Genomic DNA, 13,470 nt, shown 5'->3' with positions numbered 1-13,470 from the left:
ATATTGGAGAGAGGCCTGTCGGAACTTCGGTTCCCGACAGGCCTCTCTTTTTGTTGTGTTGCGGGCCACTCGGTGTTCATGTTGCGTGGGCAACATGCCGTTCATGGGGACTCCAACGGATGAGCTCAGGCGTGAGTTGGCCCGGTCGGGCGTACGGCCGGGCGACGAGGTGATCGTGCCGTCCTACGGCACACCCGAAGCGGCGGAGGCGGTGCTCCTCGCCGGCGCGCGGCCGGTATTCGTGGACATCGACGCCCACACCTTCTGCATAGATCCGGACGCGGTGGCCGAGGCGCTGACGCCCCGGACCGCGGCCATCGTGGCCATACACACCTTCGGGCACCCGGCCGACATGGCGCGCCTCACCGAGCTGGGGCAGCGGCACGGCGTGCTGGTGATCGGACACGGCGCCGTGTGCGAGCCGGTCGGAGAGGTGCTGCGCCGACAGGCCAACGCGGCCTATCTGAACGGAAAGCTGCGCGGGGTCGTCACTCCCGCGGCCAAGCCCGGCCTCGAACACACCTATCAGCAGTACGTCGTGAGGGTGCCGGGCAATGGGCGCCCGGACCGGGACGCGTTCGCCCGTACGCTGCGTTCTCGCGGCGTCGTGTGCCACGTGCCCATCCAGACCCCGGCACACCGCACGGCGCGCTTCCGGCGGGATCTGTGGCTCGCTGAGACGGAACGGGCGGCCGACGAATGCCTCGCCCTCCCCGTCGACCCGGCCATGTCGCGGCGGGAGTTGCAGCGGGTGGTCTCGGCCTGCAACGCGCTGGGAGGTCTGTTGCAGTCAGCGGCGTGAGCGGCTGGGGCGGGTGGTCGAGAGCGTGCTCGAGTTCGGGTATGATCTATTCCGTTGCCGCGCCCCAATAGCTCAGTCGGCAGAGCGTCTCCATGGTAAGGAGAAGGTCTACGGTTCGATTCCGTATTGGGGCTCTCCTGCGAAAGGCTCCCGCCAAGAGGCGGGGGCCTTCGTCGTATTGAGCCGCGCTGCCGTGCCGGGGCACCGGTGGTGCCCCGGCCGCGGGGTGGTCAGGCGTCCTGCCGCTCCGGGACGCGCATCGCGAGGATCGCCATGTCGTCGGACGGCGGTTCGGCCGCGAAGCGCTCGACCGCGCGCAGCACCCGGGCGGCCACCGCTCCCGCGTTGAGCCCCGTGCACGTGGTCAGGACGTCCACCAGGCCGTCGTCGCCGAGCATCCTGGTGCCCTCGCGCCGCTCGGTCACCCCGTCGGTGACGCACAGCAGGACGTCCCCGGGGTCGAGCGTCACCGTCTGCTCGTACAGCTCCAGGTCGTCCATGACGCCGAGCAGGGGCTGCGGCTCGGCCGCGGCCTCGATGGATCCGTCCTGGCGCAGTCGCAGCGGCAGCGGATGGCCGGCGCAGACGACCTTGAGCACGGCGCTGCCGTCCTGCTGCGGCCACAGCTCCCCGTAGAGCAGGGTGAGGAAGCGGCTGCGGGCCCCCTCGTCGAGGATCGCCGCGTTGAGCCGCTCCAGGACCGCCGGGCCGCCGAAGCCCTCACGGGCCAGCAGCCGCAGCGCGTGCCGGGCAAGGCCGGTGACCGCGGCGGCCTCCGGGCCGGTTCCGCAGACGTCGCCGATGGCGAAGCCGTACGCGCTGTCGTTGATCGGGAAGAGGTCGTAGAAGTCGCCGCCGACCTCGTTGCCCTCGCCCGCGGCGCGGTAGATGACCTCGACCTCGACACCCCCGGTGATCTCCGGAAGCGGCTCCGGCGGCAGCAGACTGCGCTGCAGCGACTGGCTGATGGCCGTGCGCTCCGAGTAGAGCCGCGCGTTGTCGAGCGCGAGGGCCGCCCGGCGGGAGAGGTCCTCGGCCAGCTCCAGATTCTCCTGGCGGAAGTGCTCGTCGGTGGGCTTGCCGAGGGTGAGCATGCCAATGACACGGTTACGGGCCACCAGCGGCAGGACGACCGTCTCGCCGCCGACCGCCGAGGCGGTCGCGAGCGAGGCCCCCGGGCCGGAGGAGGGCCGGGCGGAGTCGCCGAGGCTGAGGCTGCGCAGCGAGGTGCGCAGCGCGGCCGCGTGGGCCGCGTCGTAGGGGCCGGTCCAGCCGCGGGCGCCGCCGGTGGGCACCTGCTCCGGTGGGTCGATCTTGGTGAGCAGGGCCTTGAGCCCGTCGATGCGGTCCTCGTCCTCGTGCAGAACGTACGACAGCTCCGGATCGGACGCCTGGTCGGCGACCGTATAGACGGCGCACCAGCTGGCCAGGGTGGGCACCGTCATCTGTGCCATGAGGGCCAGTGTCTGGTCGCGGTCGAGCGTGCCCGCGAGGAGATCGGAGGCCTCGACGAGGAACGACAGGGAGCCGCGGCGCAACCGCTCCAACTCGGTGAGGCGGGCGCGTTCGACGGCGAGCGCGATGCGGTCGGCGGCGAACTGGAGCCGCAGCGCCTCCTCGTTGCTGTAGCGGCCGGGGCCCTCGGCGGCGACGCCGAGCGAACCGGTGAGCCGCCCCTCGACCTTGAGGGGGACGGTGACGACCGAGCGCATACCGGTGTTGACGAGCAGGGGCACCGCACCGGGGACGGCGGACAGGTCCTCGTGGACGGCGGGCATCCGGGCCGATCCGTAGCGTCCGGTGCCGGTTTCGACGGGGACGCGGGCGAACCGCTGACGGGCGGACGGCAGTCCGGTGGAGGCGCGCACCTCCAGCTCGGTCTCGTCATCGGTGGCGAGCAGCAGATAGGCGGCGTCCCCGTCGAGCATGTCGCGAGCGCGTTCGACGGTGCGCTGGAGCAGCCCGTCGAGGTCGTCGGGGGCGGGGGAGCCGATGAAGACCTCGAAGGCGTCGCTGGACGGGCCGCCGCGCTCGGAGGAGTCGGAGGTGTCGGCCGCGGCGGCGCGCATCGGGCTCTGCAGCACGGCGCGCTCACGGTCGCGGACCAGGAGACAGACGGTGGAGGGGTCGCCGTCGGCATTGCGGATGCGCAGGTGGGAGGCGTAGACGGGGGAGACTCGGCCGTCGGCGCCGCGGATGCCGTACGAGCCCTCCCAGCGGGAGAGCTGGAGCGCCTCGGCGACGCCGGTGCTGGTGCCGGGGGTGTGCGGCCAGGCGGCGAGATCGGTGAGCGGCTTGCCGACGATCTGTTCCGGGCTGTAGCCGAACAGTTCCTGAGCGTCGTCGTTCCAGGCGCTGATGAGGCCGTCGCTGTCGACCTGGACGACAGCGACCCGGACCCGGGAGTCGGCGATCGGCAGGGCGCTGGCGGGCAGCGCGGGCCCGGCGGCCCGGGTGCCGGCCGGCCGATCGGGAAAGTCGAGCTGGAACCAGACCTGTTTGTGGGTGGCCGTGTACTCGACGCCCCAGCGTGCCGCGAGTGCGGCGCACAGTAGCAGACCGCGGCCGCCCTCGCGGTCGGGGCTGCCGAAGTGGTGGCCGCCGTTGCTCTGGAGCGGAACCTCCCGCTCGGGGTAACGGTCGGCGACCTCGACGCGGACGCCGGTGTCGGCGCGGATGCACACGACATCGGCGGTGGTGCCGGCGTGCACCACCGCGTTGGTGACAAGTTCGCTGGTGAGGACGACGGCGTCGTCCACGATGTCGGTCAGGCCCCAGCCCTGCAGGGTGTCCCGGACAAAGGTGCGGGCGGCGGCGACCGAGCGTCCCACCGGCTCGAAGGTGGCGGCTGCCCGCGCGGTGATCACAGGTCTCCTCATATGTGTCTCGGCGAACTGCTCACCCATGACGCAGTGCCCCTCCGATGCCTGGCCGGATGCCAGGTTACTTACCTCGACCGCCCCCGCGAATGCCGGTCCGCCGTGATTCCACCCGGAGAGTGCTGTCGTCGGTGTGCGATGCTGCCGAACTGTTATGGCCTGGTTGGGCCATGGTGAAACACTGGGCAAGCTGGAAGAAGAACCCGACGAGGATGGTCAACCCTGCGGGAGGGACACGGTGGAGTCTGGCGCAGCGGCGCGGGGCACGAATACGCGCGCGAAAGGCGGACGGTCCCGGAGCAATGGGACGACTGAAGTGGATACAGCGGCCCTGAACCGGCTGCTGACCGCGATGACGGCGATGCGGGACGGCAACTTCCGCAAGCGGCTGACGGTCTCGGGCGAGGGCGTCATGTCCGAGATCGCCGCGGTCTTCAACGAGGTCGCGGACCGGAATCTGCAGCTCACGGGCGAGCTGACCCGGGTGCGGCGGGTGGTCGGCCGTGAGGGAAAACTCACGGAACGGCTGGAGACCGGCGCCTGTGAGGGGCAGTGGGCGGCGGCTATTGACGCGTCCAACGCCTTGGTGGACGATCTTGTGCGGCCGGTGTCCGAGGTGGGCCGGGTGCTGTCCGCGGTCGCCGAGGGCGACCTGGAGCAGCGCATGGACCTGCGGGCACAGGGTGCCGACGGGTCGGCGCATCCGCTGCGCGGTGAGTTCCTCAAGGTGGGGCGCACCGTCAACGGGCTGGTGGATCAGCTCTCGGCGTTCACCGACGAGGTGACGAGAGTCGCCAGTGAGGTGGGCACCGAGGGCAAGCTGGGCGGCCAGGCCCGGGTGCGCGGCATGTCGGGGTCGTGGAAGGACCTCACGGAGTCCGTCAACACGATGGCGTCCCGGCTCACCGCTCAGGTGCGGGACATCGCCCTGGTGACGACGGCGGTGGCCAAGGGTGACCTGTCCCGGAAGGTCACGGTCCATGTCTCCGGCGAGATGCTGGAGCTGAAGGAAACCGTCAACACGATGGTGGACCAGCTCTCCTCGTTCGCCGCCGAGGTGACGCGGGTCGCCCGTGAGGTGGGCACCGAGGGCGAACTGGGTGGCCAGGCGAAGGTGCCGGGCGTCGCGGGCGTCTGGAAGGACCTGACCGACTCGGTCAACCTGATGGCCGGGAACCTCACCGCCCAGGTGCGCGGGATCGCCCAGGTCACGACGGCGGTCGCCAACGGTGATCTGTCGCAGAAGGTGACGGTGAGCGCACGCGGCGAGGTCGCGCAGCTGGCCGACACGATCAACACGATGACGGAGACGCTGCGCACCTTCGCGGACGAGGTCACGCGGGTGGCCAGCGAGGTCGGGGCCGAGGGGCTGCTGGGCGGTCAGGCGCAGGTGCCGGGCGCGGCGGGCACGTGGAAGGATCTCACCGATTCGGTGAACACCGCGTTCCGTAACCTGACGGCGCAGGTGCGGGACATCGCGCAGGTGACGACCGCGGTGGCCAACGGTGATCTGTCGCAGAAGGTCACCGTCGACGTGGCCGGGGAGATGCTGGAGCTGAAGAACACCGTCAACACGATGGTGGACCAGCTGCAGTCCTTCGGTGCCGAGGTGACCCGGGTGGCCCGGGAGATCGGCGTCGAGGGTGAACTGGGCGGTCAGGCGCAGGTGCCGGGCGCGGCGGGCACGTGGAAGGACCTGACCGATTCGGTGAACACCGCCTTCCGCAACCTCACCGGACAGGTGCGCAACATCGCGCAGGTGACGACCGCGGTGGCCAACGGTGATCTGTCGCAGAAGGTCACCGTCGACGTCTCCGGCGAGATGCTCAAGCTGAAAAACACCGTGAACACGATGGTGGATCAGCTCTCCTCGTTCGCCGACCAGGTCACCCGCATGGCGCGGGACGTGGGCACCGAGGGGCGGCTGGGCGGTCAGGCCCGGGTGGACGGCGTCAGCGGCACCTGGAAGGACCTGACCGACTCCGTCAACTCGATGGCGGGGAACTTGACCTCGCAGGTGCGCGGCATCGCCCAGGTGACCACGGCGGTCGCCCGCGGCGATCTGTCGCAGAAGATCGAGGTGGACGCGCGGGGCGAGATCCTCGAACTCAAGAACACCATCAACACGATGGTGGACCAGCTGTCCGACTTCGCCGAGCAGGTGACCCGGGTCGCCCGCGAGGTGGGTACGGACGGCCGGCTGGGCGGTCAGGCGCAGGTGCCCGGTGTCGCGGGCGTCTGGCGCGATCTGACCGACTCGGTGAACGGCATGGCGGGCAACCTGACCGCCCAGGTCCGTAACATCGCGCAGGTCGCCACGGCGGTCGCGCGCGGTGACCTCTCGCAGAAGATCGACGTCGACGCCCGGGGCGAGATCCTGGAGCTGAAGAACACCCTCAACACGATGGTCGACCAGCTGTCGTCCTTCGCGGAGGAGGTCACCCGGGTCGCCCGCGAGGTGGGCACCGAGGGGCAGTTGGGCGGCCAGGCCGAGGTGCAGGGAGTCTCCGGCACCTGGAAGGACCTGACCCAGTCCGTCAACGGCATGGCCAACAACCTGACCTCGCAGGTGCGTTCCATCGCCGAGGTGACGACGGCGGTCGCCAAGGGCGACCTGTCGAAGAAGATCACGGTGGACGCCAAGGGCGAGATCCTGGAGCTGGTCACCACCGTGAACACGATGGTGGACCAGCTGTCGTCGTTCGCCGAGCAGGTCACCCGGGTGGCCCGCGAGGTGGGTACGGAAGGCCAGTTGGGCGGTCAGGCGCGGGTGCCGGGCGTGACCGGCATCTGGAAGGACCTCAGCAACAACGTCAACCTGATGGCCAACAACCTGACCATCCAGGTGCGCAACATCTCGCAGGTCTCGGCCGCGGTCGCCAACGGCGATCTGACGAAGAAGGTGACGGTCGAGGCGCGCGGCGAGGTCGCGGCGCTGGCGGACACCGTCAACACGATGGTGACGACCCTGTCCTCGTTCGCGGACGAGGTCACCCGCGTGGCGCGCGAGGTGGGCACGGACGGCATCCTGGGCGGTCAGGCTCGGGTGCCGGGCGTCTCGGGGACGTGGAAGGACCTCACCGAGTCCGTGAACTCGATGGCGTCCAACCTGACCGGACAGGTGCGCAACATCGCGATGGTCACCACGGCGATCGCCCAGGGTGACCTGACCAAGAAGATCGACATCGAGGCGCGGGGCGAGATCCTCGAACTCAAGACCACGATCAACACGATGGTGGACCAGCTGTCCTCGTTCGCCGACCAGGTGACCCGGGTGGCCCGCGAGGTGGGCACCGAGGGGCAGCTGGGCGGTCAGGCGCGGGTGCGGGACGTGGCCGGCACCTGGAAGGACCTCACCGAATCGGTGAACGAGATGGCGGGGAACCTGACCCGTCAGGTGCGCGCCATCGCCGAGGTGGCGACCGCGGTGACCCGCGGCGACCTCAACCTCAAGATCGACGTGGACGCTTCCGGCGAGATCCAGGTCCTCCAGGACCACATCAACACCATGATCGCCAACCTGCGCGAGACCACGCTCGCCAACAAGGAGCAGGACTGGCTGAAGGGCAACCTCGCCCGGATCTCCGGTCTGATGCAGGGGCGGCGCGACCTGGAGGACGTCGCCCGGCTGATCATGAGCGAGCTGACTCCGGTGGTCTCCGCCCAGCACGGCGCGTTCTTCCTGGCGGTCCCGGTCGGTGACGGCACCGAGGTGGTCGCGGACAGCACCGCCGAGGAGGGCTACGAGCTGCGCCTGGTCGGCTCCTACGGGTACTCCATCGGCTCGATGCCCACGTCCTTCCGGCCCGGTGAGACGCTCATCGGCACGGTCGCCGAGGAGAAGCGCCCGATCCTGGTGGAGAACGTGCCGCCGGGCTACCTCAAGATCGCCTCGGGGCTCGGCGAGGCGGCCCCGGCGCATGTGATCGTGCTGCCGGTGCTGTTCGAGGGGCAGCTGCTGGGCGTGATCGAGCTGGCCTCGTTCCAGCCCTTCGCGCAGATCCAGAAGGACTTCCTCAACCAGATCGCCGAGATGATCGGCACCAGCGTCAACACCATCAGCGTCAACACCAAGACCGAGGTGCTGCTCAAGCAGTCCCAGGAGCTGACGGAGCAGCTGCGGGAGCGGTCGGCGGAGCTGGAGAACCGGCAGAAGGCGCTCCAGGCGTCCAACGCGGAGCTGGAGGAGAAGTCCGAGCGGCTGGCCCGGCAGAACCGCGACATCGAGGTGAAGAACACCGAGATCGAGGAGGCCCGGCAGGTGCTCGAGGAGCGCGCCGAGCAGCTCGCGGTGTCGATGCGCTACAAGAGCGAGTTCCTGGCGAACATGTCGCACGAGCTGCGCACGCCGCTCAACTCGCTGCTGATCCTCGCCAAGCTGCTCGCGGACAACGCCGAGGGCAATCTGTCGCCGAAGCAGGTGGAGTTCGCCGAGACCATCCACGGCGCCGGTTCGGACCTGCTGCAGCTGATCAACGACATCCTCGACCTGTCGAAGGTCGAGGCGGGCAAGATGGACGTGAGCCCGACGCGGATCGCCCTGGTCCAGCTCGTGGACTACGTGGAGGCGACGTTCCGGCCGCTGACCGCCGAGAAGGGACTCGACTTCTCCGTCCGGGTCTCGCCGGAGCTTCCGGCGACGCTGCACACCGACGAGCAGCGGCTGCTGCAGGTGCTCCGCAACCTGCTGTCCAACGCGGTGAAGTTCACCGACGGCGGCGCCGTGGAGCTGGTCATCCGGCCGGCCGGGGTGGACGTGCCCAACGCCATCCGGGAACAGCTGCTGGAGCACGGCGCGTTGCGCGACCCGGAGGCCGAGATGATCGCCTTCTCGGTCACCGACACCGGCATCGGCATCGCCGCGAGCAAGATGCGGGTCATCTTCGAGGCGTTCAAGCAGGCCGACGGGACCACCAGCAGGAAGTACGGCGGCACCGGCCTCGGCCTGTCCATCAGCCGGGAGATCGCCCGGCTCCTCGGCGGTGAGATCCACGCGGCCAGTGAGCCGGGCCGCGGTTCGACCTTCACGCTGTACCTGCCGCTGCACCCCAGCGAGCTGCCGCCGCAGGGCTACCCGCAGCTCACGCCGGGCAGCGCGGGGCCGCCCGCGCTGGAGGCGTACGACCCGGCCGACGAGTCGGAGGAGGACGAGTCCGAGGGCGCGGCGGAGCAGGTGCCCGAGCACGACGTCACGGCCGATGCCACGGCGCAGCGGACCCGCGGCGCCGCCGGGCTCTTCCGGCGGCGTCAGCGGGCCGAGCAGGAGCCGTCCCAGGCCTCCGAGCCGCAAGCCCCCGCCCCGGAGGTCCGCCGGAACGGCGGCCGGAGTGCGCAGACCTCCGAGCCGTGGATGCTGGGCGGTCAGGATCTGGTGGCCCCGGAGCCGGTGGGCGGGTTCCACGGTGAGAAGGTGCTCATCGTCGACGACGACATCCGTAACGTCTTCGCGCTCACCAGCGTGCTGGAACAGCACGGCCTGCAGGTGCTCTACGCCGAGAACGGCCGGGAGGGCATCGAGGTCCTGGAGCAGCACGACGATGTGGTGCTCGTCCTGATGGACATCATGATGCCGGAGATGGACGGTTACGCCACGACGGCGGCGATCCGCAGGATGCCGCAGTTCGCCGGGCTGCCCATCATCGCGCTCACCGCGAAGGCGATGAAGGGCGACCGGGAGAAGAGCATCGAGGCGGGCGCGTCGGACTACGTCACCAAGCCCGTCGACACCGATCATCTCCTCACGGTGATGGAACAGTGGATGTCGGATGAGTGACCAGGTGAACGGCGAGGGAGTGTCCGATGGGACACCGGATGCCATCGTGGTGTTGACTGACTGTCGCCGAACACGTGTGGGAACGCGGGAATCGGGGAACCTTCTGGTCTCCCGCCGCGTTTCTGCTACGTGCACAGTGACATCGCGGTGACAGGGTGTGGCGAACAGCGGGGTGCGGCTACCATGACCGGCACAAGGACGGGCGACGCAAGGGAGTCGTCCCCTGGGGCGGCGCCCGGTGCTTCCCCCAGCGCTTCGAGCTGGGGAGACCCCAAGCCGGGACGAGGAGGACGGGGCATGGTGCAGAAGGCCAAGATCCTCCTGGTCGATGACCGGCCGGAGAATCTGCTGGCGCTGGAGGCCATTCTCTCCGCGCTCGATCAGACCCTGGTGCGGGCATCGTCAGGGGAGGAAGCGCTCAAGGCGCTGCTGACGGACGACTTCGCGGTGATCCTGCTGGACGTCCAGATGCCGGGCATGGACGGTTTCGAGACCGCGGCGCACATCAAGCGGCGGGAGCGGACCCGGGACATCCCGATCATCTTCCTCACCGCGATCAACCACGGCCCGCACCACACCTTCCGGGGCTATGCGGCGGGCGCGGTCGACTACATCTCCAAACCCTTCGACCCCTGGGTGCTCAGAGCGAAGGTCTCGGTCTTCGTCGATCTGTACATGAAGAACTGCCAGCTGCGGGAGCAGGCCTCCCTGCTGCGGCTGCAGTTGGAGGGTGGCCAGCCGGCCGCCGGTGACAAGGAGTCGGCCGGGCTGCTGGCCGAGCTGTCCGCGCGGCTCGCCGCCGTGGAGGAGCAGGCCGAGGCGCTGTCCAAGCAGCTGGACGAGTCGGCCGACGCGGCGGCGGTGGCCACCGCCGCCCATCTGGAGCGCAAGCTCACCGGTCTGCGCCGGGCCCTGGACGCGCTGGAGCCCGGCGCCGGCAGTGGAGCCGGCCAGGTTCCCTCGCAGAACTGAGCGCGGCACCACCGCGCGGCCACCCGGCCGTTGACGTCCCGTCACTCTCCCCTCACCGCCCGGCCGGTGCCGCGCCCGGACGCGACACGGGTGTGACGTCGGTGGCGCCCGATACCCATGCCATACGTGCTCCGTACGGCGGACGCGGGTAATCTCGCCCTCATGGCCTCTCGTACGTCCGGCAAGGGTTCCCAGAGCACGGCGGGCACCTCGAGGAAGCGCGCCGGGCAGCCCGGAGGCGCTGTGAAGAAGGCGCCCGCGAAGAAGGCGGCGGCCAAGAAGGCGCCCGCCAAGAAGCCCACCGCGCCCGTGAAGAAGGCGGCCCCGAGGAAGAAGGCGGCCGCCAAGGTTCCCGCGCCGCCCGCGCCCTACGCCACCAGCGGTGTGTACCGCGCCGCCCGCGCCGTCTGGATGGGCCTCGCGCGCACCGTCGCGGCGATGTTCCGTTCCATAGGGCGCGGCGCGAAGGGGCTCGACCCGGCCCATCGCAAGGACGGCAGCGCGCTGCTGCTGCTCGCGGTGGCCCTGATCGTCGCGGCCGGTACCTGGTCCAATCTCGACGGTCCGGTCGGCGATCTGGTCGAGATGCTCGTCACCGGCGCCTTCGGCCGTCTGGACCTGGTGGTGCCGATACTCCTGGGCGCGATCGCGGGGCGGCTGTTCCTCCACCCCGAACGCCCCGAGGCCAACGGGCGGATCGTCATCGGCCTGTCCGCGCTGGTGATCGGCGTCCTCGGGCAGGTCCACATCGCCTGCGGTGCCCCCGGGCGCGGCCAGGGCGACGCGGCGATCCAGGACGCGGGCGGGCTGATCGGCTGGGCCGTCTCCCGGCCGCTGATCTACTCGATGGGCGACGTGCTGGCCGTACCGCTGCTGGTGCTGCTCACCGTCTTCGGGCTGCTGGTCGTCACCGCGACCCCGGTCGCCGCGATTCCGCAGCGGCTGCGGTCGCTCGGCATCCGGCTCGGCCTGGTGCGGGACGAGGAGCAGGCGTACGGCTACGACGGCGACGGCGCCGACGCCGGGTACGCCGACGAATGGCGCGAGAAGCCCGCCAGGCGGCCTCGCAGGACCTCGCTGGAGAAAGAGGGCGCGGATGGCGCCGACGGCTCCGAGCAGGCCGAGGAGGAGGCTCTGCGCAAGCGCCGGCGGTCGCGCCGACCGTCGTCCGCCCAGCCCCCGCTGGACCGCCCCATGGACGCCGTGGACGTGGCGGCCGCCGCGGCCGCCTCGCTGGACGGCGCGGTGCTGCACGGCGTCCAGCCCTCCCCGCTCGTCGCCGGACTCAGCAGCGGCATCTCGGGCGAGCACGACGAGCACGACGGCGCATCCGGCACCGGCGGCGCGCCGGGCAAGGGCAAGAAGGGCCGGGCCGACGATTCCGCGTCCGGGCGGACCGAGGTCCCCGACCTCACCCGGACCGCCGCCGAGCCGAGCGATCCGCTGCCGCCGCGCGCCGAGCAGCTGCAGATCTCCGGCGACATCACCTACGCGCTGCCCTCGCTCGACCTCCTGGAGCGCGGCGGCCCCGGCAAGACCCGCAGCGCCGCCAACGACGCCGTGGTGGAGTCGCTGTCGAAGGTGTTCTCGGAGTTCAAGGTGGACGCCGCGGTCACCGGCTTCACCCGGGGCCCGACGGTCACCCGCTACGTGGTGGAGCTGGGCCCGGCCGTCAAGGTCGAGCGGATCACGGCGCTGACCAAGAACATCGCGTACGCCGTCGCCAGCCCCGATGTGCGGATCATCAGCCCGATCCCCGGCAAGTCGGCGGTCGGCATCGAAATCCCCAACAGCGACCGCGAGATGGTCAACCTCGGGGACGTGCTGCGCTCGGCCGACTCGGTGGGCGAGACGCACCCGATGGTGGTCGGGCTCGGCAAGGACGTCGAAGGCGGCTACGTGGCGCACAACCTGGCCACGATGCCGCATGTGCTGGTGGCCGGCGCGACCGGTTCGGGTAAGTCGTCGTGCATCAACTGCCTGATCACTTCGATCATGGCGCGGGCGACCCCGGACGATGTGCGCATGGTGCTGGTCGACCCCAAGCGCGTGGAGCTGACCGCGTACGAGGGAATTCCGCATCTGATCACACCGATCATCACCAACCCCAAGCGCGCGGCCGAGGCCCTGCAATGGGTCGTCCGCGAAATGGATCTCCGCTACGACGACCTCGCCGCGTTCGGGTTCCGCCACATCGACGACTTCAACGCCGCGGTGCGCGCCGGGAAGGTGAAGGAGCCCGAGGGCAGCGAGCGGGAGCTCAAGCCGTATCCGTATCTGCTGGTGATCGTCGACGAGCTGGCGGACCTGATGATGGTCGCGCCGCGCGACGTCGAGGACTCCATCGTACGGATCACGCAGCTGGCCCGGGCGGCGGGCATCCACCTGGTGCTGGCCACCCAGCGGCCGTCGGTGGACGTCGTCACCGGTCTGATCAAGGCGAACGTGCCCTCGCGGCTCGCCTTCGCCACCTCCTCGCTGGCCGACAGCCGGGTCATCCTGGACCAGGCGGGCGCCGAGAAGCTGATCGGCAAGGGCGACGGACTGTTCCTGCCGATGGGCGCGAGCAAGCCGGTCCGGATGCAGGGCGCGTTCGTGACCGAGGCCGAGGTCCAGGCGGTCGTCGCGCACTGCAAGGAACAGATGGCGCCGGTCTTCCGGGACGACGTCACGGTCGGGACGTCGAAGAAGAAGGAGATCGACGAGGAGATCGGCGATGATCTCGATCTGCTGTGCCAGGCCGCTGAGCTGGTGGTTTCCACGCAATTCGGGTCGACGTCGATGCTCCAGCGCAAGCTGCGGGTCGGGTTCGCCAAGGCGGGCCGGCTGATGGATCTCATGGAGTCACGCGGCGTGGTCGGCCCCAGCGAGGGGTCCAAGGCGCGCGATGTGCTCGTCAAGCCGGACGAATTGGATGGCGTGCTCGCGGTGATCCGCGGTAATGCTCACTCGTAAGGGTAAGGCGGGCAACCGTTTCCCCTGCCGAGACGTCAAGTTGAGGGAGGTGGCGGAGTGACGTCCCAGGATCTTGGTCACAGGTCAAT

At 70.0% G+C, this 13,470-nt stretch carries 5 protein-coding genes and 1 tRNA gene; 5 read left to right on the top strand and 1 reads right to left on the bottom strand.

From position 1 onward, the window contains the following. Nucleotides 1-103 precede the first annotated feature (103 nt). Both ASC60_RS12535 and ASC60_RS12530 read left to right on the top strand, forming a co-directional pair. Nucleotides 104-802, top strand: a complete 699-nt coding sequence (locus ASC60_RS12535; protein ID WP_055550091.1) for a DegT/DnrJ/EryC1/StrS family aminotransferase — start codon at nucleotides 104-106, stop codon at nucleotides 800-802. Between the two features lie 61 nt (nucleotides 803-863). Further along, nucleotides 864-936, top strand: a tRNA-Thr gene (locus tag ASC60_RS12530). A gap of 96 nt (nucleotides 937-1,032) precedes the next feature. Here ASC60_RS12530 and ASC60_RS12525 read toward each other — a convergent pair. Beyond that, nucleotides 1,033-3,708: a SpoIIE family protein phosphatase gene (locus ASC60_RS12525; protein ID WP_234356907.1), complete on the bottom strand. Its 2,676-nt coding sequence runs from the start codon at nucleotides 3,706-3,708 to the stop codon at nucleotides 1,033-1,035. A 211-nt stretch (nucleotides 3,709-3,919) separates the two neighbouring features. Between ASC60_RS12525 and ASC60_RS12520 the strand changes: the two genes are divergently transcribed. From ASC60_RS12520 to ASC60_RS12510, 3 genes are all read left to right on the top strand, one after another. Then, a complete protein-coding gene (locus ASC60_RS12520; protein WP_079038344.1) occupies nucleotides 3,920-9,454 on the top strand; it encodes a HAMP domain-containing protein in 5,535 nt (1,844 codons plus the stop codon). Between the two features lie 297 nt (nucleotides 9,455-9,751). Next, nucleotides 9,752-10,426 carry a two-component system response regulator gene (locus tag ASC60_RS12515; protein ID WP_009714629.1) on the top strand — a complete coding sequence of 225 codons (675 nt, stop codon included), beginning with the start codon at nucleotides 9,752-9,754 and terminating at the stop codon, nucleotides 10,424-10,426. Nucleotides 10,427-10,588: 162 nt separating this feature from the next. Continuing rightward, nucleotides 10,589-13,381 (top strand): DNA translocase FtsK, encoded by a 2,793-nt coding sequence (locus ASC60_RS12510; RefSeq protein ID WP_055549946.1) that lies wholly within the window; start codon nucleotides 10,589-10,591, stop codon nucleotides 13,379-13,381. Nucleotides 13,382-13,470: the final 89 nt, after the last annotated feature.

The organism is Streptomyces sp. NBRC 110028 (assembly GCF_001417735.1).
Lineage (GTDB): Bacteria > Actinomycetota > Actinomycetes > Streptomycetales > Streptomycetaceae > Streptomyces.
This window is presented reverse-complemented; position numbering and strand designations above follow the sequence as displayed.

Bases quoted from the DNA above. Each gene is read 5' to 3' on its own strand.
- ASC60_RS12525 (WP_234356907.1), bottom strand. From the start codon at position 3,708: ATGGGTGAGCAGTTCGCCGAGACACATATGAGGAGACCTGTGATCACC.
- ASC60_RS12510 (WP_055549946.1), top strand. From the start codon at position 10,589: ATGGCCTCTCGTACGTCCGGCAAGGGTTCCCAGAGCACGGCGGGCACC.
- ASC60_RS12535 (WP_055550091.1), top strand. From the start codon at position 104: ATGGGGACTCCAACGGATGAGCTCAGGCGTGAGTTGGCCCGGTCGGGC.
- ASC60_RS12515 (WP_009714629.1), top strand. From the start codon at position 9,752: ATGGTGCAGAAGGCCAAGATCCTCCTGGTCGATGACCGGCCGGAGAAT.